This is a genomic window from Massilia rhizosphaerae (genome assembly GCF_016093545.1).
GTDB lineage: Bacteria > Pseudomonadota > Gammaproteobacteria > Burkholderiales > Burkholderiaceae_D > Telluria > Telluria rhizosphaerae.
The window spans coordinates 118,257-143,952 of sequence record NZ_JADKYX010000001.1 but is presented as its reverse complement, the minus strand read 5'-3'; the positions used below and the strand labels follow the sequence as shown (position 1 = coordinate 143,952).

Below are 25,696 nucleotides of genomic sequence, written 5' to 3'. Positions count from 1 at the left end.
CCCGAGCCGGGCCGTGCGCCGAAGCGCCGCGACGACGGCTCGATCAGTGCTGGTAAGCGCCGATGTCGTAGCCGCTCGTGGCGTTACGCGGTTTGCCGTCCAGGTCGGTCGGGTAGGCGTTCGTCGCGATACCGCGGCCGATTGCCGGCGAGCTGGTGGTCAGGTGGAAGTCGGGCGTCGCCGCCGTGCGCGAATAGGCCTTGAACAGCGGATCCGAACCGACCGTCGCCGTGGCCACGAGACCATTGCGCAGCGACGTGTTGTACGTCGAGTTCTTGTAGATCAGGTTGTTCTTGTAGACGTTCTGCTTGCCCGTCTTGCCCTGCTCCGAGATCCCGTACTTGTTGTCGTACACGATATTGTTCGCAACAAACACGTTGTTCGCGCCGGCCGACGTGAAATAGAAATCGCCGCCGCCGATCACCATGCCAAAGTTCGACGCGGCCGCCGTGTTGTTGGTGATGATCACGTTCGTGGCGTCGTGCCACAGGTGGATCGCCACCGCGCCCACGCGGTACACGAGGTTGTTCTTGATCGTGCCCGACGTGCTGAAATAGATGCCCTGGACGTACGTGCAACCGGCCGGACCGATGTCGTTGACGACGTTGCTGACGACGTCCGTCAGCACGCCGTGGTAGTAGCTGTCGACGCCGATCGCGGAACCGCCGGCGCTCGTGCAAGCCACGGACTTCGCGATGTGGTGGATGTGGTTGTCGGCGATCATGCCGTACGAACCGCCCGTGTAGATACCGTGCGTCCACTTCGTGCCGCTGCCCGAATTCGTGCCGTCGACGTTGAATCCGATGATGCTCACGTAATTGCCGCGGTTGTCCCAGGCGTTGTTGTTGCTCGAGCTCGAAGGCGGAACGACCTTCGCGCCCCACTTCGTCGTCGACACCCAGTAGATGCGGGCCGCGCTCGTACCGCTGGCCGTCGTCTTGATGCCGCCGGCGTAGGTGCCCGGCGCGACCCAGACGGTCGTGCTCGGTTTCGTCGCGGCCTTGGCGGCGCGGGCCAGCGTCTTGAACGGCGCGGCCTTCGTGCCGGCCGCCGAGTCGGAGCCCGTCGGCGACACATAATAGTTGTACGTGGTCGGAGGCACCGTCACCGTCGAACCCGTGCCGGTCGACGTGTTATGCAGGCTCGCGTATTCGGCGCTGCCGCGGATGGCCGCTTCGACGGCGGAGAGCGGCGCGCCGTTCGCCATGACCTGGGTCCAGTATGCGAGACCGGCCGCATCCGGCGCACGGCCCAGCAGCGTTTGGTACAGCTGGGTCACTTGGGACGCCGCGCTCGACGTATCGACCGACGTCACGCTGGCCAGCAGGCGGGTCTGCGTCCCGGCCTGGGCCGCGGCCGCGCTGGCGATCGCGCCATTGATCGACCCGGCGCCGGCGCGCGGGTTCGTGTCGTAGCCGCTGACGGCGAAGTCGTTCGACGTGCCGCTGGCCGCCGCCGTACCGGCGTCGGCCGCATTCGGCTCATTCGTTTGTCCGGCGCCGGCATGGGTGTCGACATAGGCTGCCGTCTGGGCCGGCGTGCCCGTCGATGCGTCGCCCGCCCCGCCGCATGCGGCGAGGAGGACGGCGGCGCTGCTGCACAGCAGGACGTTGATACGGGTGGTGAACGCGATATTGAGTTGTTTCATTTACATTCCTTGAGTGCGTGGGTTCCCCTGCCGCGGGCACGAGCCGCAGCGTCGGTGTTAGCAGGCGCAACACTGGGAAGCGAACCCGCGGCAGGCCGCCGCGGGCGCGGGTGGTCCGGCAAGCCGGACCGGGACTACAGTGAGGAAGGCGGAATCAGTGCTGGTAGGCTCCGATGTCGAAACCCGTCGACCAGTTACGGGGCTTGCCGTCCAGGTCGGTCGGGTAGGCATTCGTCGCGGTGCCGCGGCCGATTGCCGGCGAGCTGCTGGTCAGGTGGAAGTCGGGCGTCGTCGCCGTGCGCGAGTAAGCCTTGAGCAGGGGATCCGAGCTGACCGTCGCCGTGGCCACGAGACCATTGCGCAGCGAGATGTTGTACGTCGAGTTCTTGTAGACGAGGTTGTTCTTGTAGACATTCTGCTTGCCCGTAACACCCTGTTCCGAGATGCCGTAGACGTTGTCGTACACGATGTTGTTCGCAACAAAGATGTAGTTCGCGCCGGCCGTCGTGTAATAGAAATTGCCGCCGCCGACCACCATGCCGAAGGTCGACGAGGTCGCCGTGTTGTTGGTGATGGTCACGTGGTTCGCGTCGTGCCACAGGTGGATCGCCACCGCGCCCACGCGGTACACGAGGTTGTTCTTGATCGAACCCGACGTGCTGAAATAGATGCCCTGGACGTACCGGCAACCGGCCGGACCGATGTCGTGGACGACGTTGCTGATCACGTCCGTCATCACGCCGTGGTAATAGCTGTCCACGCCGATCGCCGAACCGCCGGCGCTCGTGCAGGTCACGGACTTCGCGATGTGGTGGATGTGGTTCTCGGCGATCATGCCGTACGAACCGCCCGTGTAGATGCCGTGCGTCCACTTCGTGCCGCTGTGCGAGTACGTGCCGTCGACGGTAAAGCCGATGATGCTCACGTAGTTGCCGCGGTTGTCCCACGCGTTGTTGTTGTAGGAGTAGGACGGCGGAACGATCTTCGCGCCCCACTTCGTCGTCGACACCCAGTAGATGCGGGCCGAGCTCGTGCCGCTGGCCGTCGTCTTGATGCCGCCGGCGTAGGTGCCCGGCGCGACCCAGACGGTCGTGCCCGGGCGGGTGGCGGACTTGGCCGCGCGGGCCAGGGTCTTGAACGGCGCGGCCTTCGTGCCGGCCGCCGAGTCCGAACCGGTCGGCGACACATAATAGTTATAAGTGGTGGCCGGCGTGGTCATTGCCAGGGCGTTGCCGCCTGCGGCCAGGAGAACCGCGGCACTGCAGCACAGCAGGGTGTTGAGACGAACGTTCGAAGCAAAGGTAGCGCGTTTTTTCATCTGGAGATTCCTAACATCAAGTGAGTGAAGGTAACCCTTTGAGGCTAGGAAACTGCCTAAGTTCAATCTTTTTTAAAATAAATTTCCCAAAATAACGAATTACTAAACAATATTTCATCAAGGAATCAACGACTTACAGACTTGCAATTGCAAACTTTTGGCGTGAAAGACGGGCGTATGGGGCGGCGCGTATTTAACAATTGCCATATCCCAAGCTCGGAGAAAGCGCTGAGAACGACTACCGCGCACGTCGTCATGACCTAGGTCGTATCGCACGTCGCAACCAAGCGCGGCGATCGATGGTCATACGAGACCGCAAGACATGAAACATGACGAAAGGGTTGCGCAATGGGTGATTACCTGAGGATCCAAGAAATGTTGAAGGAAGGCGAAGCCTATGCCGGCCTGATACTCGGCAAGAACGGCGAGTCCGACTACCATCTGGTGCTGCTGCCGGACGAAGCGTCCGACGTCAGCTGGCCGGCCGCGCGCGAGTGGGCGGCCGCGCAAGACGGCGAGCTGCCGACGCGGCGCGAACTCGCGCTGCTGTTCGCCAACCTGCGCGAGCGCTTCGATCGCGTGTGGTACTGGTCGAACGAGCCGCACGACACGCGGCCGCAACTGGTCTGGGGCCAGAACTTTGCCAGCGGCATCCAGACCGTGTACGGCCGGCCGTTCCGCGGCCACGCGCGTGCGATCCGGCGCATCGACGCCGGATAAGGCGCGGGCACCCCGGCGGGTCGGCGCGGCAAGGGAAGGCAACAGGAACCCGGCGGCGGACGTCGCGTCCGGCCGCCGCGGGTCCGGCGTGACGGACTGCCACGTCGGACGACACTGCCTGGCGTGACGGGCGGCCCCGTCACGCGCGTCGACAGCGTATTACTTGGCGGACTTCGCTTCGGTCGCGACGTTGGCGCGGCCGATCGGCTGGTCCAGATTGGCCAGGAACCAGGCCGTCGTCGCCATCACGGCGGCGTGGCGGCGCAGGTTGTCCGGGTCCACCTTATCGAAGGTATCGGCGGGGGTATGGTGATAATTAAAATAGTTGGCGGAATCGATCCACGGCTCGAAGCTCGGCACGCCGGAATCTTCCAGGTCGTGCAGGTCGCCCGAACCGACGACGTCCTCGCGGCGGAACGCGCCCGCGCCGATCGGCGTCAAGGCCGCCTGCAGCGGCGCCAGCAGCTTCTCGCCGGCCAGGCTGATGCCCGCGTGCAGGCCGAACGGACGGCCGGAACCGCCGTCGTCCTCGTACGCGGCAAAATGCTTGTCGGCGACCTTCTTGTTGACGGCGTCATAGGTATGCCCGCCGCGGCCGCCGTTCTCCTCGTTCATCCAGGCGACCACGCGGATCGTGCGGCGCGCATGGTAGCCCAGCTTGCGCAGCGTGTCGATCACTTCCATCGCGGTGACGACGCCGGACCCGTCGTCGTTGGCGCCGGTGGCGAGGTCCCAGGAATCCAGGTGGCCCGACACGAGCACGATCTCGTCGGCCTTGTCCGTGCCCGGCCAATCGGCGATCACGTTGAAGCTGTCCGCGTCCGGCAGGATCTGCGGCGTCAAGGTCAGGTGCATCGTCACGGGGCCGCGCTTGGACAGGCGGTCGATCAGCAGCGCATCCTCGATCGTGACGGCCGCCGCCGGGATGCGGGCGCCGTCCTTCAGGAGCGTCAAGCCCGTGTGCGGGATGCGGTAGGCGGCGCCGCCGACGGCGCGCACGAGCGCGGCCACGGCGCCCATCTCGGCCGCCATGCGCGGGCCGGCCCCGCGGAACGCGACGGCCTGGCCGTACGCCGTGCCCGCCAGGCCGCGGTCCGCCATGTGCTGGTCGAACGGCACGTCGAACAGCACGATGCGACCCTTGACCTCGGCCGCGCGCGCCTTGAGCTCCTCGAAGGAGCGCACGATGATCACGGGCGCCGTGATGCCGGCGGCCGGCGTCGCGCCCGATCCGCCCAGCGCCGTCAGCACGATCTTTTGCGTGATGCCGGCCGGCCGGCCATGGTAGTCGACGAGCGCCGCCGTCTCCTCGCCGCGCACCCAGTGCGGCACCTTGACCGGCTGCAGCGTGACCTTGGCGCCCAGCTTGCGCAACGCGTCGGCGACCTGGGTGACGGCGGCGGCGGCACCGGGCGAACCCGACAGGCGCGGGCCGACGAGGTCCGTCAAGTCCTCCAGCCGCTGGTAGGCGTAATCGCTCTGCATCGCCGTATCGCGCACCTTGGCGAGCGCGGCCGGATCATTGCCTGGATTGGCGGCAGTCGCCGCGCCGCCCAGCAGGCAGGCAGAGGCGATCAGACTCAAGGCGGGAAGACGGAGGCGGCGGTTCATGCGTGCAGTCCTTTGGTCGATGAAAAAACCAGAACGATAACGCATCCGTCTGTGTTTGTGGAAATATATTGTCGTACATATATTTCGCCGATACGGGGGCCGTCAAGCGCGGCCGGGCACGAGGCGCACGAGCGTGATTTCGGACGGCGCGCCGAAGCGCTTGGGCGGTCCCCAGTAGCCGGTGCCGCGGCTCGTGTACACCCACAGCGAGCGCACGCGGTTCAGGCCGGCGACGAACGGTTGCTGCAGCGGGACGAACAGATTCCACGGAAAAAACTGGCCGCCGTGCGTGTGGCCGGACAATTGCAGATCGAAGCCCGCGTCCGCCGCGGCCGGCGCGCTGCGCGGCTGGTGCGCGAGCAGGATGCGCACGGCGACGTCGTCCGGCGCGCCGGCGGCGGCCTGGTGCGGGTCGCTCTTGTGCAGGGGGTCGAATTGCTGCGCCGTGTAGTCGGTGACGCCGGCGATCATCACCTTGGCGCTGCCCCGGCGCCGGATCACGTGCTCGTTCATCAACACGCGCAGGCCCAGGCGGCGCACCTCGGCCAACCACGGTTCCACGCCGGAATAGTATTCGTGGTTGCCCGTGACAAAGAACGCGCCGTCCGGCGCGGACAGGCGCGCCAGCGGTTCCGTGTGCAGGGCCAGGCGTTGCACGGTGCCATCCACGAGGTCGCCCGTGATGGCGATGGCGTCCGGCTTGAGCGCATTGACCTTCGTGACGATGGCGTTCAGATACGGCCGGCGGATGGTTGGGCCCACGTGGATGTCGGAAATCTGGGCGATCGAATAGCCGTGCAAGTCTTCGGGCAAGCCGTCGATCGGCACCTCGACCTTGACGACGCGCGCCACGCGGCGGGCGTTGATGAAGCCGATGAACGTGACGGCCAGCGCCAGCAGGGGCACGGCGGCGGCGCTGTCGTGCGTGAACGCCGGCCCGCCCGCGCCGCCGAGCGCCAGGGCCAGCAGCACGACGTCGCGCGCGAGCGTCAATACGAACAGCGAAGAAAAGAAACCCATGGCCAGCAGCCCGGCCCACATGAGCGGTTCGGACCAGCGCGTGCGACGCAGGCTCGGCGCCACGAGGCCGATCCGCACGAGCGCGGCCAGCACGGCGAGCAGCACCGCCCCCGCCAGCATCCCGACGGGACCGGCCCCCATCGCAGGCAGCAGCCGCACGCCGATATAGCCGTGCAACAACAGCAGGATGGCAACAATGGAAACGAAAGAACGTCGGCGCGCCATGGTGGATCCGGGCAGTCGATAACCCCTCTTAAATGGGGCAGACTGTGCCGACTGCAAGGGCCGAAAACGGGTTCCTGTAACCAATGTTACCGACCGTGCAGCAGATGTAATAATCTGTATGAACTGGTGGCAGCGCCCGGCACCCGATCTATGATGCCTGCATGCCTGGCGTAGTCGCGATCATCCCGATCCCCGTTGAGGCGCAAGGAACAAGCCATGTTGAAGAAAAAATGCATTGGTGCCATGCTCCTGGCCGCAGCTGCCGTTTCCTCCACGGCGATGGCTGACGATCGGGGTGTGAACACGGTCGTGGGCGCATTGGCCGGCGCCGCCATCGGCGGCAGCGTGGGCGGACGCAACGGTGCACTCGTCGGCGGCGTCATCGGCGCCGCGGTCGGCAATTCCGTCCGCTCGAACGACGACTATTACTACCGCAACCGCGGCTACGCCTACTCGGGCGGCTATTACCAATCGGCACCGACCTACGTCCAGTCCCGCCCCGTGTACGTCGAGCAGCGGCCCGTGTACGTGGAGCCGCGCACCGTCTACGTCGAACCGCAGCGCTATTATTACGATGCGCGCCCGGACGTCGTCGTTGTCGAACGGGGCCGCTACCACGACCACGATCGCGGCTGGCACCGCGGCTGGGATCGCGACCGCGGTTGGGACCGTGACCGTGGCGAGGACCACGACCGCGGCTGGCGCCGCTGATCGCCGGACGAAAAGAAACCGCGCCCCGTGCGCGGGAACGAAGAGCCGCGCCCCGTGCGCGGTTTTTTATTGCCCGCGCAGTAGCGAAGCGACGCCGGGTTTCGGAGGCCGCCTTTTCCCCTCCCCCCGCTAAGCCTCCTCGAGCGGCATCCGCCGCACGGGAGGACCAGTGGAAGCAGGCGACATCATCACATTGACCGCGGGCGCGTGGCGTCTGCAGGCCCGGTTGAACAGCTCCAGCTACGGCGAGGTCTGGCGCGCCGCATCCGTGCTGGACGGTACACCGGCGGCCGTGAAACTCGTCAACCGCGCGCAGATGGACCAGGCCCTGCCGCCGCAGCGCGCGCTGTGGCGCGCCAGCTTCGATGCCGAGATCGCCTTCCTGCGCGGCCTGCAGCCGTGGGACCAGCGCCACATCGTGCGCCTGCTCGACAGCGGCGACCACGACGGCCTGCCCGCGCTGGCGCTCGAATTGCTCGACGGCGACCTCGCCGCCCACCTGGCGACGCTGCGCAGCCGCGGCGCGGGCCCGGACGTCGGCCAAGCGCTGGCGTGGACGGCCCAGGTCAACGGAGCGCTCGCGAAAGTCCATCAATACGGCTGGCGCTATCTCGACCTGAAACCCGCCAACCTGCTCATCGACGCGCGCGCGGGCGCGCTGAAACTCGCGGATTTCGGCACGAACCGGCAGCTGGCGAACAGCACGGCCCATTCCTACGCGGGCACCGCCGCCTGGCAAGCGCCGGAACAATTTTTCCCCGACGACGCCGGCCGCTACCGCACCGACGCGCGCAGCGATTATTTCGCACTGGGCGCCCTGCTCTACACCATCGTCACCGCCGTGCCGCTGCGCTATTGCGCCGCCTGCGCCGACGCCTACCGCACCCACGGCCCCGCGGGCGCCGCCGCCTTGCGGCCCATGCCCGCGATCCTCGCGCCCGACGAGGCCGCGCTGTTCCTCGGGCGCGTGCCCGCGCGCGACCACGACGGTTTGCTGGTCCTGCTGCGGTCCCTGCTGGCGCCCCGTCCGGAACACCGTCCGCGCCACGCGCTGGAAGTCAGCCGCCTGATCGCGCGCGCGGCACGAGACCTGGACCGCGCCCCCGTCCTCTTCCGGAGCGCCGCATGATGCGCGCGCCGCACGTCACGGTGCGCTTTGCCGCCGCCATCCTGCTCGCCGCCCTGTGCACCCTGCAGATGATCGCGCTGCTGCGCGCGCCGGCCGCGTGGATGCCGGCGCGGGTCGCCATCGTGCTGGCCCGGGGCGCGGCGCTCGATCTCGACCACGCGGCGCTCGGCGCGCCGCCCAGGGACGGCGGCCATCTCCGCCTTGGCCGCGCCGCCGACGGCAGCTGGTGGGCGGCCGACGACGGCACCGGCGCGCCGCTGCTCGTCCAGGATGGCGCGCGCCGGCGCCGCGCCGGCAGCGTCGTGCTGGCGCCGGGCCAGCGCTTCCAGGTCGGCGCCCTGCGCGCGGGCGTCGATGCGGCCGATGCCCGCACCGTCGCGTTTTCCAGCGGCGCGACGGCCTGGCGCTACGACGGCGCCCTGCTGCGCCGCGACGGCAGGCCGCAGCCGGCGTGTCCGGACGCGCGCGTCGGCACGCGCCTGGCCGCCCTGTGGAACCGGATCGCGCCCGGCATGCTCGCCGTCGCCCGTCCGCTCGTCTTCGGCGGCAACCTCGATTGCGGCAACCGCATCGCCGTCGCCGGCCTGCCGGCGCCCGCCGCCACCATCGCGCGCGGCCAGGGGCGCGACGGCCTCGTTCTCGCCGCCGCGCCGGGCGTGCCGCTGTTGCTGGCCGAGGACGGCCGCGACGCCTTGCTGGCGGGCCGCCCGCTCCGGCTCGACGGCGGCCAGACCCTCGTCGCGGGCCGCACCCGCCTGCTGCTCGCGACGAACGGCGACGTCCTGCACCTGCGCCCCGCCGCTCACGTCGCGCTGTACCCGGACACGGCGCTGCATCTGCCGCCGGGCGTCGCGTGGACGTGGGCCCGGCGCGCGCCGTGGGATCTGCCGGACCGGGCGACGGCGCCGCTGCTGGCCATCCTCGTCCTTGCCGGCGCGGGCGCCCTCGCGGCGGCCTTCTCCGCGCGCGCGGGGACGCGCCTGCGGGCGGGCGCGGCGGCCGGCGGCGCACTGCTGCTGGCCGGCGCCGGCATCGTCCTGTTCTGGCTACAGCGCACCGGCGCGCCGGGCGGCGCGGGCATCGGGCTGCTCGTCGCCTGGGCCGCGCTGGCGTTCGCGCTGGCGGCCCCGCGCCGCCTCGATCCCGCGCTCGCGGTGGCGCTGCCGCTGCTGGCCGTCGGCTTGCTGACGCAGCTCGACCTGGGCCTGGGCGCGCCGGACACCGCCTGGCTGCGCGACTTCCACAAGACGGCGGCCCTGCTGGCGCTGGGCACCGGCGCCGTCGCACTGGCGCACCTCGCGCGGCCGGCGCGCCCGCTGGCCCAGGCCCGCATCGAACTGGCGCTGCTGCTCTTGACCGGCGCCGCACTCGTCGCGCTGCTGCTGCAAGTGGCGTACGGCGACGAGACGGGCGTGTTCGACCTGCAGCCCGTGGAATTCGCCAAGTTCGCGCTGGCCGCCCTGTCCGCCCACTGCCTGGCGCTCGCGTGCGCCGAGGGTCCGTCGCCGGGCGGCGCGTGGCGCCGCGGCCTGCGGCTCGCGGCGCCCGCGCTGCTGTTCATGCTGCTGCTCGGGGTGGCCCTCGTGCAGGTCGACGATTATTCGCCGCTCGTGCTGCTGGCACTGTGGGCCGGCACGATGATGCTGGCGCAGGCGCTGGCCACGGGCCGGCGCGGCGCCGCGTGCGCGCTCGCGGGCGTGGGCGTGTGCGCCGTGCTGGCCGTGGCGCTGCTGCGCGGCGCCGGCGCGGACGGCATCGCGCGCTGGGATTTTTATGCGGACCGCTTCCTCGTCTGGCTCGACCCGGGTACCCACCCGCACACCGGCCAGCAATTGCTGATGGGCGCGCGCGCCATCGCGCAAGGCGGCTGGCGCGGCGCCGACGGCCTGTTCGGCGTGGCGCAACTGGGGCTCGATCCCGGCTTCGCGCTGCGCATCCCGGCCGTGCAGGACGACTTCGCGGCGTCGTTCTTCCTGCAGCGCCACGGCCTGGCGGCGGCCGTCGGCCTGTGGCTGCTGCAGGCCACGTTCCTCGCCGCGCTGCTGCACCTGGCCGCGCGCTGCTGGCTGGCGGGGGCACGGGCGCGCGACTTCCGCGTCGCGTGGCTCGCGCGCCTGCGCTGCTTTTTCCTGGCCGGCGGCGCCGCGTTCGCATTCGGCCACTTCCTGCTCTCGTGGGGCACGAATCTCGCGATCTTCCCGGTGATGGGCCAGCCGATGAGCTTTTTGTCGGCGGGCGGCTCGCACCTGCTGTTTTTCATCTGCCCCCTGCTAGGTGCCGCTGCCGCCAGCAGCCAATCTTTAGATTTAGAGGAGAACGAATCATGCCGGTCTACGTCCAACATGAAGCCCTAGGCAAGATCAACGACGTCTTCGACGCCCACGCGATCTGGCAGGCGCCCCGAATGGCGCTGTTCGCGCGCCGCCCGCTGCTGCGCGACCTGCTGGAACGCACGCCGCGCGAGCAGCGCGGGCGCGCCCCCGTGCGCTGCTTTTCGCACATCACGCTGATGCTGCCGCAGGAAGAGGTCGACGACGACCGCCACCTCACGCGCGGCGCCCGCGTGCGCGACCTCGCGCAAGGCCTGGCGGCGCTGCACCAGAAGGATTTCGGCGACCTGCTGCAGGGCGACGACGTCCGCTACCACGTCATCGGCGCCGACCGCCTGGAGCCGGGCGAAGTCGAGGTCAAGTTCGGCCACGCCGTCTACCTGCCCGCGCCGGGTGAAACCGTGCAGTACACGGTCAGCGTGTCGCGCGACAGCGCCGTGTGGAAGACCGTCTGCCCCATCTACCCGAACCAGAGACTGACGTTGATCGGACACGACGAGAACGACGCGACCTACGCCGCGCCGGGCTGGCCGTTCGGCGCGGACGGCGCGGTCCTCGTCATCAACGACGGCCCGGACGCGCCGCTGGAAGTGCAGGTGCGCCCGAAGGACGCCTTCGACTGCAGCTGGGACGCGGCCGCCGGCTACTGGACGATCAAGTCGCGCCGCGGCGCCGTCGACGCCACCGGCGCCGCGCTGCGCCTGCTGCTGCGCGTGACGCCCCAGCGCATGCCGGGCACCGCGCGGCCGCCGGCCCCCGTCGTCGCGCCCGCCGCCGCGCGCGCGGCCGGCGCTTCGCCGTCCGCCCGTCCCGCCGTCTGGAAGCCGCGCGCGCCCGACCCGGAACTGACGGCCGTGCCGCTCGCGCGCACCCCATCGGTGCAGCCGGCCGAGGCGGCGCCGGATGCGACCTACGCCCCGGTCCCACGCCGGCGCGTGGCCCTCGCGGCACTCGCGCTGCCGCGGCTGTCGCGCTACCGCGAGACGGGCGCGCAAGTGCTGGAGGTCGGCCTGAACCGCGCCTTCGTCCCGTCGGCGCAGGCGGCGGACGCCGTCATCGGCTTCGCCGTGGACGAACACGACGCACTGCGGGCCATCACACCGGCCGGCCGCGAGCGGATCGCGGTGCCGGCCAGCTTCAGTCCCGTCGACGGCACGCGCCTGGAACTGGCCGCCTGCGCTCCCGCGCTGGCCGACCGCTATTGCGCCCTGCTCATGCTGCCGCAGCCGCCGGCGCTGCCGGTGGCGAGCGGCGCGCGCTTCACGTTCGGACGGGGCGCGCCCATGCTGGCGGCCTTGCGCGTGCTGGATTCGCCGCGCTTCCTGCGCAACGCGACCGGCACGCCGCCGTCCAGCGCCGACCGCCTGGGGCTCTCGCGCGACGCGTTCAGCTTCGAAGCGGCGCCCGACGCCTGGCTGATCGCCCGGCTGTCGCCCACGCAGGCCTTGTACCACCTGGACGAGCACCTGGACTTCGTGGCGGCGATCGACGCGGCGACGCCGGAGCAGCCGTACCGCCTGCCGGTGGGACACCATCTCGTCGCGGGCCATTACGTGCTGCGCTTCGACGCCTGAGGCACGCATGGACTTCGCCGACATCGCACCGTGGCTCCGCTGGTGCGTCGCGTTCGCGCTCACGCTCGTGCTGGCCGCGTGGTGCACGCCGCGCGCCTGGTGGCGCCGGCCCAATCTGCGGGCGCTGGGCGTGCTGGGCGGCGGCACGCTGGCGTTCGGCCTGCTGTTCTCCGCCCTGCTGCCGCCCGCGCCGGCGGCGGCGACCGCGGCGGCCGCCGTCCGGACGGCGGCGGTGGCCACCATCGGCCCCGCCCCCGGCGCGCGCTACCGCGTCGTCGACGACCTGAACCTGCGCGAGGACCGCGGCGTGCGCGCCGCCCGCATGCGCGTGCTGGCGGCGGGCACGATCGTCACGGCGACGGGTGCGACGGACGGGGACTGGTGGCGCGTGCGCGTCGGCGGCGGCGCGGTCGAAGGCTGGGCGAGCAGCCTGTGGCTACGCCGCACCGACGAGCGGCATTGACAGGCGCATCGGGTTATAGGGCACCTTGTCGGCCTGCATGGGCGCCGTGCGCTCGAAGCCGAGCGACGCATAGAACGGCACGGCGAAATTCGATGCGTTCACGGTAAAGACGCCCGGGTGTCCGGGCACGAGGGCTTGCGCGCGCGCGGCCTCCCACAACGCCTGCGCGATGCCGCGCCGCTGGTACGCGGCATCGACGAACAGGTGGAACACGTGCGTGCCGCCGCGCACGCCGACGAAGCCGGCCAGCACGCCGTCCTCGATGGCCGCGTGGTAGACGAAGCCGGCGTCCAGGTTGCGGCGCAGGCCCGCGGCGTCGTGCTGGGCGAGGAAGGCTGCGGCGTCCTCCGGCGCGGATTCGTGCAGGAAGAAGGTTTCGGCGGCGCGGCGCAGCACGGCGGCGGCGGCCGGGATGTCGGCGTGTTCCATCGGGCGTATCGGCATGGCGATACGATAGCACAGCGGCTTGTCGAAACGTCACGTTGGGAAAACCACGCAAACCTTGTTGCTGCCGCGTTGACCCGGCCGGGCCGCGCCCGTAGACTGGGTCGATGACGACATCCACCTTCACCCCGGCGGCCGCGCCGGCCCGGCGCCGGGTCCCGCTGACGCAACCGCTGCGCCATGCGCGCTACCGGCATCTGTGGTGCGCCAACCTGGTCTCGAACCTCGGCACGTGGATCCAGACGTTCGCGTCGGCCTGGCTGATCGCCTCCAGTTCGCATTCCGCATCCACGACGACGCTCGTGCAGACGTCGACGTACATCCCGATCTTCCTGTTCGCGCTGTTCGCCGGCGTCGTCGCCGATGCCGTGCACCGCCCGAAATTCCTGTTTTTCTGCAATCTGTTCATGGCCGGCTGCGCGTGCGCGCTGGCCGCGCTGGTGACGAGCGGCCACGCGCCCCATGCCGCCGTGCTGGCGGTGCTGTTCTGCATCGGCTGCGGGTCCGCGTTCATGTGGCCGGCGTGGCAGGCGGCGATGTCCGGGCTCGTGGAGCCGGACGAAGTCGAGGCGGCGGCGACCCTCAACAACCTGTCGTACAACACGGCCGCGATCCTCGGGCCGGCGCTGGGCGGCGTCCTGTTCAAGTGGATCGGTCCCGGCCCGCTGTTCCTCCTCAACGCGATCTCGTTCGTGGGCCTGCTCGCGATCTACCGCGCCTGGTGGCGCGACGACCGCACGCACGTGAAACCCTGCGCGGGCTACGGCGCGCGCCTGGGCGAAGGCGTACGCACGGCGTTCGGCTGCCCGCGCTACCGCCGCATCCTGCGCAACGTGGCGACCGTGTTCTTCGCCACCATCGCGTTCGCCGGGCTGTTGCCCGTGTTCGTGCGCGACGTGCTGCGCATGGACGCCAGCGTGTTCGGCACCCTGATGGGCAGCCTGGGCGGCGGCGCCGTCATCGCCGCGTTCTGCCTGCCCGCGCTCCGCGCGCGCATCGACAAGACCAACATCCTGGCCGGCGCGCTCGTCGTGTACGGCGCGATGCTCGCCGCGATGCCGTTCCTGCACACCTTGTCCCGCCTGGTCCCGCTGATCGTGTGCGGCGGCATGGCCTGGTCGGCCGTCGTGTCGACCCTGAACGCCACGGCCCAGCTGTCGTTCCCCGCGGAGGTGCGCGCCCGGACGCTCGCGATCTACCTCGTCGTGATGGCGGGCGGCTACACGGCGGGCAGCCTGTTCTGGGGCCGGATCGCGGATGCGTGCGGCGTGCGCTGCGCGATGGCGGCGGCCGGCGCCTGCGTGCTCGTGAACGCGGCCGTATTACTCACGGGTAGGCATAAAAACCCCATCTAATCGGCGCTTGGCGTTTCGGCATTTCCGGTTAGAGTACGAAGATGCCGAACTCGCCCCCTCCCGTTTCCGACCCCGGCGCCTGGATCGCCGGGATGCGCTTCGGCGCCCTCGACGTCGCCGCCTGCTCGCGCCTGGGCGCCGGCCCGCGCCTGCGCGCGGAAAACCAGGACAATCTGCTGCTGATCGACGCGGACGGCAACGCGGCCTGGCTGCAGGACCAGGCCGTGCAGCGCCGGCGCCTGGCCGGCTGGCGTCGCGGCCACGCCCGGCTCGCGGTGCTGGACGGGATGGGCGGCCACGGCCACGGGCGGGAGGCGGCGGAAGCCGTCGTCGCCGGCCTGCTCGCGCTGCCGCCGTGCGCCACCGGGGCCGAGCTGGCGCGCCGCCTGGACGCCCTGCACGCCGACCTGCAGCGCCATTTCGCCGACGCACCGGGCCCGCGCCCCGGCACCACGCTCACCTTGCTGGAACTGCGCGCGGACGAGGCGCCGCTGCTGTACCACGTGGGCGATTCGCGCCTGTACGACATCACGCCGGCGCGGGCGACGCCGCTGACTGTCGACCACGTGCCCGCCACCGCCTATGCGATGGCCGGCGTGCTGGGCGAGGCAGACTGGTGGCAGCAGGTGCACGGCGAACACCGCCCGCAGGTGGCGCAAGCCTTCCTGCTCGGGAACGCGTTCGCCGATCCGTCGCGGCTGAACGACCCGCTGTTCGAATTGTCGCCGTTGAACCTGCCGGCCTGGCTGTGCGGCCTGGCCGACCGCCGTCCGCTCGCGCTGCGCGCCGGCGGCACGTACCTGCTGGCGACGGACGGCCTGTGGTCGTGCTCCGACCCGTGCGGCTGGGTGGGCCAGTGGCCGCAGTTGCTGGCGGGCGAGCCCGACGCGGCCACGATGCTGCACGCCCTGCTGGCCGCCTACGACGCGCATCCGGCCGCGTTCTTTTACCCGGACAACGTCAGCGCGATCCTCGTGCGCGTCCCCGGCCCCGACCGGCTACGCGACGAGACGGCGCTGCCGGGTTCCTGACCGTTGCAAATGATGCATTTTGGAAAAAAGTCTTGCTCAACAATGAATCGCGGGCGCCGCGCTCGGCTACAATCGCGTAAGCTGTGCCCGCGCGCCGTCCGCCCATCCAACCGCCGAGCCGATAACCGCCCATGAAGCGTTGCAGCAGTCCCGACCACCCGCATTGCACCGTCTGGGTCGCCCCCGGCGAGACGGTGTGCGCGCACGGCCACCGCCAGCCGGCGGGCGCGGTGGACCTGCTCGGCTCCAGCTTCGACCTGTTGCAACGGGCGCGCGCCGAGGGCGCGGCGGCCATCCGCCCGGCGCCCACGCCCGCAGCCCGTCCGCACCTGCACGTGAGCGGCTTCGACCCGCGCGCGGCCGGCGGACGCCAGGCCATCAAGCTGGACTTGCGCGGCATGCCGGACGACGTGCCCCCGCAGCTGACCGTGTTACTGGAATCGCAACTGCTGCCGGGCGGCGCCGGCCGCCTGCAATTCACGCGCAGCCTGCGCGGCGACTGGCGTCCCGTGTTCGTGGAATTCTCGTCGCGCGGCCGCGAACACGGCCAGTACCGCATCGACCTGGAAATCCACGCGCGCGACGCCGCCCTGCCGGCCGCCGCGCGCACGTGGGTGGCGACGCTCGTGCTGCTCGTGCCGCGCCCGGACGCGTCGCTGGGCGAGATCCACCAGACCTTCCTCGCCACACACAAGAACGTGCGCATCAGCGCCGACGACGCCGGCATCGCCCGCGTGCACGGCCTGTCCGGCGGCGGCGCGCTGGACATCGACATCCAGGCCCGCAACGCCTCCATCGCCCAGCTGCACCTCGGCGCGGACGCGGGCGGCAAGGTGGCCGTCGCCCTGCCGACGATCGCGTGGGACGAGGACCTGATCGAAATCGACTTGCCGGCCGAACGTGCGGCCCATCCGTGCCCGGCGAGCGCCGCCTGCCTCGTGTACGCGGAACCGGATGCGGGCGCGCAGCGCCACGTGCGGCTGTTCGCGCTGGACGAGTGCGTGCTGGGCCGCTGCGAATCCGCCGGCGCCGAGGCCGACCTGCTGCTCGAACACTACGGCGAACACGGTCCGGAACGGGACGGCCTCACGCGCCGCCTGTCCGCGCGCCACGCCGTCGTCCGGCCCGCGCGCGGCGGCTTCGAGATCGAGGACGTGTCGCGCTACGGCCTGCTGCTGGACGGCGTCTGGCCCGGCAAGCACGTGCCGGTGCCGCTCAGGCTCGGCATGCGCATCGAGCTGACGGCCAGCATCCGCGGCGTCGTGACGTTCGTCGTCACCGCGCTGCACGGGCACGCGCTGACCCTGCACCGCGTGGACGCCGGCGGTGCCGCCGAATGCTTCGTGCTGTGCGCGCCGGACGCCGAACCGGAAGCCGGCGGCGGCGCCTTGCCCCGCGCGGCGGGCATGCCGGTGCTGTTCCACCGCGACGGCGGTTTCTGGCACCGCGACCCCGGCACCGGCCAGGACACGGCGCTGGGGCCCGCCACCGTGCTGGAACGCCTCGCCCGGTTCACGGGCCGCGTGCGCTTCGCGTGCAGCGCCCGTCCGGAAGACCAGGCCGAACGCACCGCGGACCGCCGCCGCGCGGCCGCCCGCCTGCTGGGCGCGTGACCTCCGCTCAACCGGGTCGCAGCACGAGGAAAATCAGCGCGGCGCCGGTCAGCAGCACGGCTTCCAGCGACAGCACGACGAAGGGGATTTGAATGTCCTTGGGAATGCGCATGGCAACCTCCTCGATTGCAAGGACGCGGACGGCACGGCCGGCAGCGCCCGCGTGCCGTTCCATTATGTCACTGCGCTGAAGTTGCTGCTGCGTATCGTGCTCGGCCCGTCACATCAGGTCGCGCACGACGCGAAAGCCGACGATGTCGTTCGACAGCGCGGCCGAAAACCCGTTGCGCAGCGCCGCACGCAGGTAGCGCGGGTTGTACAGCCACGAGCCGCCGCGCAGGATGCGGCGGGCCTGGTCGCCGCCCGCTTCCCACGCGCTGCCGTCCAGCGGCGCGCCGTCGTAATTGTCGTGGACGACGTCCTGCACCCATTCCCACACGTTGCCGTGCATGTCGAACAGGCCCCAGGGATTGGCGGCGAACATGCCGACCGGCGTCGTCCCGCGCCGGTACACGCCGCGCGCGCCGCCGTTGTACGTGAAATTGCCGTCGTAGTTGGCCTGGTCCGTCGAGATGGTGTCGCCGAACGAGAACGCCGTCTTCGTCCCGGCCCGGCACGCGTATTCCCACTCGGCTTCGCTGGGCAGCCGGTACGACTTGCCCGTGACCTCGGACAGCCAGCGCACGTAGCGGATCGCGTCGAACCAGTTCACGCCGACGACGGGATGGCGGTCGGTCTGCGCGAAGCCCGGCGCGTCCCAGTCGACTTCCCCGCTCGGGCGCCAGCCCGTGCTCGCGACGAACAGCCGCCATTCGCCCACCGTGACGGGATAGCGGCCCATCGCGATCGGCTTGTCGATGCCGACCCAGTGCTGCGGCAGTTCGCGCGCCAGCCAGCCCGGCTGCGAACCCGCGTCCATCGCGGTCTTGCGCTCGTGCTCCGGGGAGCCCATCTGGAAGCGGCCCGTCGGTAGCAGCACCAGTTCCGGACCCTTGGTGTCGCCGTCCTCGAAACGGTCGCGCAGCACGCCTTCCGTATCGGCCACGGGACTCGCGGGCGTGGGCAGCAGCTGCTCGAGCATGGCTTGCGCGCGCGCCGCCTCTTCGAGCCGGGCGCGCTTCTGCTCGGCGAGGTAGATGGCGGCCGCCTTGGCCTGCGCGAGCTTGCGCTGCGCCTCCTCGCGTTCCAGCCTGGCCTTTTCCGCTTCGGCCGCGCGCCGTTCCAGCAATTGCTGGCGCAACGCGTCCTTGCGCGCCGCGCGCGCCTGTTCCGCGGACGCCTTCGCCGCCCGCTCCTGTTCGCGGCGCTGGCGGTCCAGCTGGGCCTTGGCCGCCGCTTCCGCCTGCGCGCGCGCCTCTGCCAGCTTGCGCGCGGCGACGTCGCGTGCGGCCTGCGCGGCCTGCTCGGCGCGCGCGCGGGCCGCGTCGGCCTCGGCGCGGGCACGCAGCTCGTCCGCGCTGGGACCGTCCGCCGCGCGCAGCCGCGCGAGCAGTTCGGTCACGCTGGCGGGACGCGCCGCCGGGTCGCGCGCGCAGCCCGATTGCAGCACCTGCCACTGGGCGTCGTTCAAGCCCTCGGGGCGCGCGGCGTCGCCGCCCGGCAGCGCGCCCGTCACCATTCGATGCAGCATCGCCGCGACCGCATGCACGTCCAGCGCGCGCGCCGGCACGCCCCCGGCGCTGCCCGCTTCGGGCGCGCGGTAGCCGGCCGTGCCCGAACCGGCCGGCGCCTCCAGCGCGAGACCGCCGGCCCGGGCGCGCGCCGCGATGCCGAAGTCGAGCAGCTTGACGTCGCCGCCGCGCGCCAGAAAGACGTTGGCCGGCTTGATGTCGCGGTGGACGAGGCCGTGTCGCTCCCACGCGTAGTCGAGCGCATCGGCCACCGGCGCGAGCAGGTCCAGCGCGCGCGCGAGGCCGAGCCGGCCCTCGCGCGCCAGCAGGGCGTCGAGGTCCTCGCCGTCCAGGCATTCCATGATGATGAAATAGCTGCCCGTGGCCGGGTCCTGCGCCCAGTCGTAGACGCGCACGATATGCTGGTGCGCCAGCTGGCGCGCGCGCGCCGCTTCCTCGATCAGGAGCTTGGCGTGCAGCGAGTTTTCCGTGAGACTCGGCGGCAGGATCTTCAACGCGACCTGGGCGCTGTGGCCCAGTTCCGCGTGCGTGGCCAGGTCGGTCGCCTGCCACACCTCGCCCATGCCGCCCTGCGCGATCAGGCGCTCCAGGCGGTAGCGCCGGTGCGCGGGCCCCATTTCCTGCGTGGCCATCAGGCCGATCTCCGTGCCGGCCCGCGCAGGCCCGTCGGCGAGCGCGGGCGCGTCGGCCGGATAGGCCGCGTCCAGGATCGCGTTCTTGCGGCTGTCGAACTCCTGGCGGCTCAACAGGCCGTCTTCGTGCAGCGCGCGCAGTTCGCGCAGCTTGTCGATCGCCGACTGCATCATCCCCGTGCCGGCAGCGGTGCGCCGCAGCGGCCGCAGAAACGGTCGCCGGCCTGGGCGTCCGCGTGCCGGCACGCCTGGCCCTGCGCCAGCGCCGCCGCGCCCGCGACCAGGCCCGTGCCCAGCTGCGCCTGCGTGGCCAGGGCCGCCTTGTTGACGTCGTTCTGCAGCGCCAGCAGCTCCAGTTGGTGGCGCCGTTCGCGTTCCTGTTCCGCGTCGCGCCGTTCCCGTTCGCGCGCGACGTGTTCCTCCGCCAGCCGCATTGCTTCCTGCGGCGACACCGACGCCTGCGCCGCCAGCTGCTCCGCGCTCATGCCGGCCTGCGTGCGCGCCTTGAGCACGTCCGCCAGCAGAGCCGCGTTGGGGCTCGCGGCCAGCGCCAGCTTGGTCGCGTCGTCGACGGCGCCCATCGTCTCCATGCGGCGCAATTCGTGCGCGCGCTCGGCGTTCAAGGCGTCGGCCTGCAGCGCGGCGCGCGCACGCTCGCCGTCCAATGTCACGTCCTGCAGGGCCGCGTCGGCCGCGATCGTGCGCAGCAGCTTCTCGTGCTGGGCCAGCGCGTCGGCGCCGCTGCCTTCGCGGCGCAGCGCTTCCACGCGCTGGCGGACCTGTTCCGCGTCGACGGATTCCACCCGCTCGGCCGCGCGCAGCCGGGCCGCGCCTTGCGCGTCGTCCCATTCCAGCGCACGCTCCGCGCCGCGGCGGCGCGCCGCGTTGGCCAATTCCAGCAGGCGCAGGCGGCCGGCGTGGTCTTCCGCCTCGATGTCGCGGGCGCGCCGCGCCGCGTCTTCCTCGGCCGCGTGCAGGCGCGCCAGTTCCGCGCGCTGGCGGGCCGCGTCCTCGATGCCGCGCGCCTGCTCGATCTTGTTGCGGATCTGCTGCTGCAACAGTTGATGCGTAAAACGCTGGGCCGCGACCGTGCGGGCCTGCGCCGCGTCCTGCCTTGCCAGCGCCACTTCCTCGCGCATGCGCACGGCCGCCAGCTCGCGCAGGTGCGCCCATTCCGTTTCCTGGTCGGCGCGCGCGCCGCGCTTGTGCGCCAGTTCGTGTTCGAGTTCGGCGACGAGATCCTGCGCGCCCCGTTCGATGGCCTGCTTGCGCGACTTGGCTTCGACGATGCGGCCGTACAGCTCGATCTCGCGGGCGCGGATCGCCTGCGCGCGCTCGGCGTTCTGCAACGTCATCTCGGCCCGCTCGAGGCTCGCGCCTTGGCGCAGTTCGGCGCGCCGGTGCGCCAGGCGCGCCGCGCTTTCCTCGCGCGCGATGCGGCGCCATTCGTCGTCCGTGTACAGCTCGTCCAGCTGGCGCGCATGCTCGACCTTCACTCGCTGCTCGTCCACCGCGAGCCACAGGCTGCCGATACGGGCGCGGTTGGCGTCGAAGCGGTCGTGGCGCAGGGCCAGCGTCTCCACGCGCACGATGGCGAGGCCGACATCGGCCAGCAAGGCCGCGAGGCCGCCCTGCAGGTGCTGGTCGAGTTCCGGCCGCAATTCGCGCTGGCCGGCCATCTCGCGCAGCGAACGCGCGGCGACGAATTCGGCCGCCAGCTGGCGCACCGGCTGCTGCAACAGTTCGCGCAGGTGATCGCTCTTCACCGTGCCGGGCATCGTCATGAAATGGCGCGCGAACGCGGGCACGTTCTCGATGCGCACGGACAGCGCCAGCCGCGCCGTCACCTCCAGGTGCTCCGCGCTGGCGAGACCTTCCAGTTCGAAATCGACGGGCAGCGCGCTGCTCCTCGTGACGAGGATTTCCGCATGCTGGTCGCGCAACAGGTGGTTCAGGCGGGTGAAGAAGCCTTCGATCTCGTACTCGCCCTGCGGCACTTCGGTGGCGTTTTCTCCCTGCAGGATGTAGGCACGGGCCGTCGCCGGCACGCGCAGGGTCTTGACGAACACGCCGGACAGCGCGCGCACGCCGAAGAACACGGCCAGTTCGTCGGGGCCCGGCACCCAGCGGTTCTCGACCAGCACGGGCGCATGGCGCGGCGTGCCGAGCATCAGCCCGCAACCGGCGCAATAACCGTCGGCCGCGCCTTGCGCCTTCGCGCAGCGCGGGCATTTCGCGCCGCCCAATCCGAACATCCGCAACATCGTCGACTCCTTTCCTGTGCCGCCACGCGGACAGCCTACCTCAAATGATCCCGATCCGCTCCGCGCACGTCACGCTCGCGCCCTTCGCCCGCACGTCGTCCGCGAAACCGGCCGGCAGCCCGTCGCGCCAGGCGTGCGGCAGGACGATGCGGTCGCCCGGCCCCGCCTCGCGCAGCAGCAGCGCGCACTTGGGCAGGAGGCCGTCGACGGTGTCGACCCGGCCCGCATGCCAGGCATCCGAGCAGCCGGTCGCCAGCAGCCGCGCGCGCGGCAGGAATTCGCGGCCGCGCGCGACGCGGTCGGCCAGCACGAGCGCCAGTTCGTACGACCGGCCCGCGAAGGCGTCCGCGCCGAACCGCACCGTCGTGCGCCAGCGGCCGAGGCCCCGGCCGTCGAAGTGACGGGCGCCCGCCAGCGCCTGGCGCACGGCCAACTGGCGCGCCGCGTCCGCGCCCGGCACGGCGATCGTCTGTTCTTCATCCACCGCTTGCGCATCCGCTTTTTCTCCGGATTCCAGCGGATGGACACTCACCTCGACCCAGCCGAGCGAGTCGCCTTCGCCGCCGCTGTGCAGCGGGAACCATGCACGGGCGCTCGACACGCGCGCGCCGGGGTCCGGATGGCCGTCCAGCTGGCCCAGGTGCGCGAGGCCGTCCGGACCGCCCAGCAGCGCGTCGGGCGCCGCGTCCGCGACGTCGTGGCCGTCCACGCGTCCCAACTGCCAGGCGTCGGACCAGCCGTTGGCGACGACGTCGCCCCGCCCGTGCCACACGCCGCGCACCATGCGGTCGGCCAGCACGAATGCCAGCTCCGCGTCGCGGCCCGCCGGGACGCGGTCGGCGCTGAGCACGACCTGGTCGCGGCTGTCGATCTTCGCTTCCGTGTGGCGCGCGAGGCGCACGGCCTGCTGCAGCCGGGCGGCGAGCTGCGGGTCGCCGGGCACCGTGCACTTGACGTCGGCGCGGCCCGCGCGCTCGCGCCGCGTCGCCGTCACCGTGAGGAGCTGGCCGTCCGACAGGCGGCTGCGGCAGACGGCTTGCGCGGGCGCGTTCACGCGGCCTCCTGCGCGGCGCACACGGCGCGCCGGCCGGCGCATTCCGTTTCGAGGTTGGCGACGATGCGCTCGGCCTCGTCGTACAGCGCGGCGAGCGGCTCGCCCTGGGCGCCCTCGAGGCGGGCCAGCAGCGCCCATGCCTCGTCCAGCGCGGCGGTCGCGCGCCGGCTGTGGCGCATGCGCCGCAGCTGCTCGTCGATGGCGAGCGGCTGGCCCGGCGCGGCCAGCACCAGCGCGGGCATCGTGGTGATCGCCACCGACACGCGGTCCAGCCGCTGCAACAGCGCCTGCTGGCGGCGGAACTGGTCTTGCCCGGACGGCAGCGCGCCGAGGCGCAGGCCGCACATCACGCACGGCAGTTCCAGGAACAGGCGGCGCAGTGCCTTCGCGTCCGCCAGCGCCGGCTCCACTTGTTCCGGCGCGGCGGCCGGGATCGCGGCGGCCGTCGCGACCGTAGCGCCGGCCGCGCGCGCGGCCAGCTGCGCCGCGTAGTCGACGCCGTCCAGGTCGACGGGCACGCAATCGTCCACGGTGAGGCCGAAGCGCAGGTACAGCACCTGGTTCAGGCCGAGGCGGAACGCGTTCCACTCGTCGATGTCGGCGCACGGCGGCAGCTCGAGCGCGCCCTGCGCCAACGCGCTGCGCACCGCGCCTTCCACGGCCGCTTTCAGGCGCGCCAGGTCGACCCGGCCGTTCGCTTCCGCCGCGAGATACAGGTCGAAGCGCTTGCCCGCCGGGGCCGGATCGAGCGGATCGATGGCGAACGTCGTGCGCAGGCCGATCTCGGGCGCCTGCGCGTACGGGACGACGTCGACCGCGTACGGCCCCGGATGGAATGCCCACGCCAGCTCGCCGGGCCGCAGTTCGACCTTCTTGCCGGCCGGTGTCGTCGCGCGGCGGGGACGGCCGTCCGCGTCGACGATGACGACGGGGCAGCCCGGCGGCGCGCCGCAGCCGGGCTGCAGCGGCACGGCGACGGCCGTGCGCCCGAGGGCGCAGGCGTCGACGGCGGGCGCGGGGCGCCTGAAGAATGGGATCATGGTGTGTCCGCCTCCAGCGGTTCGACAACGAAGGTGGCGCCGTGCGCCTGCAGATGGTCGCCCGGCGCGGCGGCGAACGGCCACGGGGCTTCGCATTCGCCGTCCGCATCGAGCTGGCCGGCCAGGATCGTGGCGCCCGCGCCGTCGCGCACGCGCAGCGGCGCGCGCGCGACCAGCAGCGCTTCCGCGAACGGGGCCTGCGGCGCCAGTTGCAGGATCGCGCGCCAGCGCCCGGCCGGCGTTGCCGGCTCCGCGGCGAAATGCAGCGTCCACCAGCCGTCTTCCGTGACGATCGCATCCGGACATCCGCTGCTCGCCGCGCGCAGCACGCCGCGGCTGCCGCGCCACAGCGCCGGCTGCGCCGCGCGCCGTGCCAGCGCCAGATGGCGCAGCCGGCGCACCGTCAACGGCGAATCCTGCAGCGCGGCGCGCTCCGCCCGCGTCAACGGCCGCGTGCCGTCCAGGGCGGCGGCCAGCGTGGCGTCGTCCAGCATCAACCGGTCGTCCGGCTTGCGGCGTTCCAGCAGCAGGGCTTCCTGCAGCCGCCGTGCGGTATTGTCGTCGCTATGCATCGCTTCCTCGCTTGTCGTTGAAGGCCGCGCCCAACCGGGCGATGGCCACGTCGCGCCGGCGGCGCAAAGTCGGCAGCGAGACCTCGGCCAGCGCCGCCAGCTGCTGCATCGTCGGCAGCGCGCCGGTGGCCGGGTCGCGCCAGGCGTCGGGATAGGCGTCGTCGTCCGGCCCGAGCAAGCGCGCGTACACGGCCAGGCGCACGGGCAGCCCGTCCGCCGCCAGGAGGCGCGCGATCCGCCCGTCCGCCAGGCCGGCCGCCGCCGCCTCCCGCAGATAGCCGGGGGGCAGTGAAACCTGCAGCGCCAGCGTTTCCAGGCGCGGGTCGGCAAAGTCGTCGGCCGGTGCCGGGTCGTGCTCCGTGTCCGCGACGTCGAGCGCGTCCTGGCTCGCTTCCAGGATGCGGTCGGGGCCCGGCGTCGCCGCGCCGTCCGATTCCTGCAGCACGCGCCAGTAATCCTCCACCCACACGGAGGCGTCGTCGAGGTCCTGCAGCCAGTCCTCGTCGCGGTTGGCGGACAGTTGTTCGTAGTCGCCGATCTCGCGCAGCATGGCGCCGATCTTGTCGGGGCTCGTCTTCAGGCTCGCGAAGCGCTTGGAGCGCGTATGCAGCGGGCCCGGGCCGCCGCCGAACGCGTCCAGCGACGCGCTCCAGCGCAGGATCCATTCGGGCCTGCAGTCGGCGATCGTGCGCAATTGGCGCACTTCGATCGGCGCGGCGGCATCGGGAATCTCGCGACCGAGGATGGCGCCGACCTGCTCCCGGTGCGCGCGCCAGCCGGCGAACAGGCGCGCCACGTCGTGCCAGGCGGTGTCCAGCATGCGGTAGGCGTACATGCGGTTCGGGCTGCACGGGCGGCCGCAGGCGGCCTGGTAGTTGTCGGCGTCGACGCGGTCGCGCAGCACGGCGAACATGTCGTTCACCTTCTTGCGCAGCAGCGCGTCGCCGGCCGGACCGTCGGCCAGCGCGGCGCAGAACGCGTCCCAGTCGGCCGGCCGCGCGCGCAGCTCGACGACGAGGGCCACGGCCAGTTCGTACACGGTGTCGCCGTAGCCGTTGCCGGCCGCGCGGGCGCGGGGGCCGTGGCGCTGGGCCAGCAACTGGTCCGCCATGCGCTCGACGTAGTCGTCCAGCAGGTCCGGGCGCGCGGGGACGAGGCCGCGCAGCGCGGCGAGCGAGCACTGTCCCAGCAGCTTGCGCACTTCCTCCCAGCCCGGTTCCTGATACCGGGTTCCCGGCAAACGCATAAATCCTCTTCCATGTCCTACGGCCGATAATGACCGGACCGTAACAGATCATGCCATAGAACCAC

At 71.5% G+C, this 25,696-nt stretch carries 20 protein-coding genes; 9 read left to right on the top strand and 11 right to left on the bottom strand.

What is annotated here, in order from left to right; all coding sequences use genetic code 11:
• Positions 1–43 precede the first annotated feature (43 nt).
• Positions 44–1,648 (bottom strand): choice-of-anchor Q domain-containing protein, encoded by a 1,605-nt coding sequence (locus tag ISF28_RS00650; protein ID WP_229518788.1) that lies wholly within the window; start codon positions 1,646–1,648, stop codon positions 44–46.
• A 154-nt stretch (positions 1,649–1,802) separates the two neighbouring features.
• Entirely contained in the window at positions 1,803–2,966 is a 1,164-nt protein-coding gene (locus tag ISF28_RS00645; RefSeq protein WP_229518787.1) for a right-handed parallel beta-helix repeat-containing protein, read from the bottom strand.
• 375 nt (positions 2,967–3,341) lie between these two features.
• Here ISF28_RS00645 and ISF28_RS00640 point away from each other — a divergent pair, with 375 nt between their 5' ends.
• The gene (locus tag ISF28_RS00640) at positions 3,342–3,686 is read left to right on the top strand and encodes an Lcl C-terminal domain-containing protein (protein ID WP_229518786.1); all 345 of its coding nucleotides are present in this window, start codon (positions 3,342–3,344) and stop codon (positions 3,684–3,686) included.
• Between the two features lie 159 nt (positions 3,687–3,845).
• Here ISF28_RS00640 and ISF28_RS00635 read toward each other — a convergent pair whose 3' ends face one another.
• Both ISF28_RS00635 and ISF28_RS00630 read right to left on the bottom strand, forming a co-directional pair.
• Positions 3,846–5,297: a M20/M25/M40 family metallo-hydrolase gene (locus ISF28_RS00635; RefSeq protein WP_198115216.1), complete on the bottom strand. Its 1,452-nt coding sequence runs from the start codon at positions 5,295–5,297 to the stop codon at positions 3,846–3,848.
• A 102-nt stretch (positions 5,298–5,399) separates the two neighbouring features.
• The gene (locus ISF28_RS00630; protein WP_198115215.1) at positions 5,400–6,542 is read right to left on the bottom strand and encodes a metallophosphoesterase; all 1,143 of its coding nucleotides are present in this window, start codon (positions 6,540–6,542) and stop codon (positions 5,400–5,402) included.
• A gap of 216 nt (positions 6,543–6,758) precedes the next feature.
• On the opposite strand from ISF28_RS00630, the gene ISF28_RS00625 reads away from it, so the two are divergent.
• From ISF28_RS00625 to ISF28_RS00605, 5 genes are all read left to right on the top strand, one after another.
• Complete coding sequence (locus ISF28_RS00625; protein WP_198115214.1) at positions 6,759–7,253, top strand: glycine zipper domain-containing protein; 495 nt, start codon at positions 6,759–6,761, stop codon at positions 7,251–7,253.
• Positions 7,254–7,422: 169 nt separating this feature from the next.
• Complete coding sequence (locus ISF28_RS00620; protein ID WP_370663362.1) at positions 7,423–8,382, top strand: protein kinase domain-containing protein; 960 nt, start codon at positions 7,423–7,425, stop codon at positions 8,380–8,382.
• Positions 8,379–10,736 carry an FtsW/RodA/SpoVE family cell cycle protein gene (locus tag ISF28_RS00615; protein ID WP_229518785.1) on the top strand — a complete coding sequence of 786 codons (2,358 nt, stop codon included), beginning with the start codon at positions 8,379–8,381 and terminating at the stop codon, positions 10,734–10,736. Before ISF28_RS00620 ends, ISF28_RS00615 begins: the two co-directional genes overlap by 4 nt.
• The gene (locus ISF28_RS00610) at positions 10,706–12,286 is read left to right on the top strand and encodes a hypothetical protein (RefSeq protein WP_198115213.1); all 1,581 of its coding nucleotides are present in this window, start codon (positions 10,706–10,708) and stop codon (positions 12,284–12,286) included. The genes ISF28_RS00615 and ISF28_RS00610 overlap by 31 nt, the downstream gene beginning before the upstream one ends.
• Before the next feature lie 7 nt (positions 12,287–12,293).
• Positions 12,294–12,749, top strand: coding sequence for an SH3 domain-containing protein (locus ISF28_RS00605; RefSeq protein WP_198115212.1), 456 nt, complete (start codon positions 12,294–12,296; stop codon positions 12,747–12,749).
• Here the strand turns inward: ISF28_RS00605 and ISF28_RS00600 are convergent.
• On the bottom strand, positions 12,723–13,178 hold the full coding sequence (locus ISF28_RS00600; RefSeq protein WP_229518784.1) for a GNAT family N-acetyltransferase: 456 nt from the start codon (positions 13,176–13,178) through the stop codon (positions 12,723–12,725). The genes ISF28_RS00605 and ISF28_RS00600 overlap by 27 nt on opposite strands.
• Before the next feature lie 122 nt (positions 13,179–13,300).
• Between ISF28_RS00600 and ISF28_RS00595 the strand changes: the two genes are divergently transcribed.
• The 3 genes from ISF28_RS00595 (at position 13,301) to ISF28_RS00585 (ending at position 17,192) form a co-directional block, all read left to right on the top strand.
• A complete protein-coding gene (locus ISF28_RS00595) occupies positions 13,301–14,548 on the top strand; it encodes an MFS transporter (protein ID WP_198115210.1) in 1,248 nt (415 codons plus the stop codon).
• A 41-nt stretch (positions 14,549–14,589) separates the two neighbouring features.
• Positions 14,590–15,579, top strand: a complete 990-nt coding sequence (locus ISF28_RS00590; protein WP_229518783.1) for a PP2C family protein-serine/threonine phosphatase — start codon at positions 14,590–14,592, stop codon at positions 15,577–15,579.
• Between the two features lie 131 nt (positions 15,580–15,710).
• Positions 15,711–17,192, top strand: coding sequence for an FHA domain-containing protein (locus ISF28_RS00585; protein WP_198115209.1), 1,482 nt, complete (start codon positions 15,711–15,713; stop codon positions 17,190–17,192).
• 220 nt (positions 17,193–17,412) lie between these two features.
• Here ISF28_RS00585 and ISF28_RS00580 read toward each other — a convergent pair whose 3' ends face one another.
• Genes ISF28_RS00580 through ISF28_RS00555 form a run of 6 tightly spaced genes read right to left on the bottom strand, consistent with a single transcriptional unit; the run spans position 17,413 to position 25,631 of the window.
• Positions 17,413–19,629, bottom strand: a complete 2,217-nt coding sequence (locus ISF28_RS00580) for a bifunctional serine/threonine-protein kinase/formylglycine-generating enzyme family protein (RefSeq protein ID WP_307727410.1) — start codon at positions 19,627–19,629, stop codon at positions 17,413–17,415.
• The gene (locus ISF28_RS00575; RefSeq protein ID WP_198115208.1) at positions 19,626–21,719 is read right to left on the bottom strand and encodes an SPFH domain-containing protein; all 2,094 of its coding nucleotides are present in this window, start codon (positions 21,717–21,719) and stop codon (positions 19,626–19,628) included. Before ISF28_RS00575 ends, ISF28_RS00580 begins: the two co-directional genes overlap by 4 nt.
• Positions 21,720–21,759: 40 nt before the next feature.
• A complete protein-coding gene (locus tag ISF28_RS00570; protein ID WP_370663361.1) occupies positions 21,760–22,773 on the bottom strand; it encodes a hypothetical protein in 1,014 nt (337 codons plus the stop codon).
• On the bottom strand, positions 22,770–23,813 hold the full coding sequence (locus ISF28_RS00565; RefSeq protein ID WP_198115206.1) for a hypothetical protein: 1,044 nt from the start codon (positions 23,811–23,813) through the stop codon (positions 22,770–22,772). Before ISF28_RS00565 ends, ISF28_RS00570 begins: the two co-directional genes overlap by 4 nt.
• Positions 23,810–24,385 carry a hypothetical protein gene (locus tag ISF28_RS00560; RefSeq protein ID WP_198115205.1) on the bottom strand — a complete coding sequence of 192 codons (576 nt, stop codon included), beginning with the start codon at positions 24,383–24,385 and terminating at the stop codon, positions 23,810–23,812. The genes ISF28_RS00565 and ISF28_RS00560 overlap by 4 nt, the downstream gene beginning before the upstream one ends.
• Positions 24,378–25,631 carry a hypothetical protein gene (locus tag ISF28_RS00555; RefSeq protein WP_198115204.1) on the bottom strand — a complete coding sequence of 418 codons (1,254 nt, stop codon included), beginning with the start codon at positions 25,629–25,631 and terminating at the stop codon, positions 24,378–24,380. The genes ISF28_RS00560 and ISF28_RS00555 overlap by 8 nt, the downstream gene beginning before the upstream one ends.
• Between the last annotated feature and the right edge of the window lie 65 nt (positions 25,632–25,696).

What these genes read in the sequence shown, in the direction of transcription:
- ISF28_RS00600 (WP_229518784.1), bottom strand. Translation starts at nt 13,178, where the DNA reads ATGGAACACGCCGACATCCCGGCCGCCGCCGCCGTGCTGCGCCGCGCC.
- ISF28_RS00630 (WP_198115215.1), bottom strand. Translation starts at nt 6,542, where the DNA reads ATGGCGCGCCGACGTTCTTTCGTTTCCATTGTTGCCATCCTGCTGTTG.
- ISF28_RS00580 (WP_307727410.1), bottom strand. Translation starts at nt 19,629, where the DNA reads ATGATGCAGTCGGCGATCGACAAGCTGCGCGAACTGCGCGCGCTGCAC.
- ISF28_RS00595 (WP_198115210.1), top strand. Translation starts at nt 13,301, where the DNA reads ATGACGACATCCACCTTCACCCCGGCGGCCGCGCCGGCCCGGCGCCGG.
- ISF28_RS00650 (WP_229518788.1), bottom strand. Translation starts at nt 1,648, where the DNA reads ATGAAACAACTCAATATCGCGTTCACCACCCGTATCAACGTCCTGCTG.
- ISF28_RS00610 (WP_198115213.1), top strand. Translation starts at nt 10,706, where the DNA reads ATGCCGGTCTACGTCCAACATGAAGCCCTAGGCAAGATCAACGACGTC.
- ISF28_RS00555 (WP_198115204.1), bottom strand. Translation starts at nt 25,631, where the DNA reads ATGCGTTTGCCGGGAACCCGGTATCAGGAACCGGGCTGGGAGGAAGTG.
- ISF28_RS00635 (WP_198115216.1), bottom strand. Translation starts at nt 5,297, where the DNA reads ATGAACCGCCGCCTCCGTCTTCCCGCCTTGAGTCTGATCGCCTCTGCC.
- ISF28_RS00605 (WP_198115212.1), top strand. Translation starts at nt 12,294, where the DNA reads ATGGACTTCGCCGACATCGCACCGTGGCTCCGCTGGTGCGTCGCGTTC.
- ISF28_RS00645 (WP_229518787.1), bottom strand. Translation starts at nt 2,966, where the DNA reads ATGAAAAAACGCGCTACCTTTGCTTCGAACGTTCGTCTCAACACCCTG.
- ISF28_RS00615 (WP_229518785.1), top strand. Translation starts at nt 8,379, where the DNA reads ATGATGCGCGCGCCGCACGTCACGGTGCGCTTTGCCGCCGCCATCCTG.
- ISF28_RS00625 (WP_198115214.1), top strand. Translation starts at nt 6,759, where the DNA reads ATGTTGAAGAAAAAATGCATTGGTGCCATGCTCCTGGCCGCAGCTGCC.
- ISF28_RS00590 (WP_229518783.1), top strand. Translation starts at nt 14,590, where the DNA reads ATGCCGAACTCGCCCCCTCCCGTTTCCGACCCCGGCGCCTGGATCGCC.
- ISF28_RS00560 (WP_198115205.1), bottom strand. Translation starts at nt 24,385, where the DNA reads ATGCATAGCGACGACAATACCGCACGGCGGCTGCAGGAAGCCCTGCTG.
- ISF28_RS00585 (WP_198115209.1), top strand. Translation starts at nt 15,711, where the DNA reads ATGAAGCGTTGCAGCAGTCCCGACCACCCGCATTGCACCGTCTGGGTC.
- ISF28_RS00565 (WP_198115206.1), bottom strand. Translation starts at nt 23,813, where the DNA reads ATGATCCCATTCTTCAGGCGCCCCGCGCCCGCCGTCGACGCCTGCGCC.
- ISF28_RS00640 (WP_229518786.1), top strand. Translation starts at nt 3,342, where the DNA reads ATGTTGAAGGAAGGCGAAGCCTATGCCGGCCTGATACTCGGCAAGAAC.
- ISF28_RS00575 (WP_198115208.1), bottom strand. Translation starts at nt 21,719, where the DNA reads ATGTTGCGGATGTTCGGATTGGGCGGCGCGAAATGCCCGCGCTGCGCG.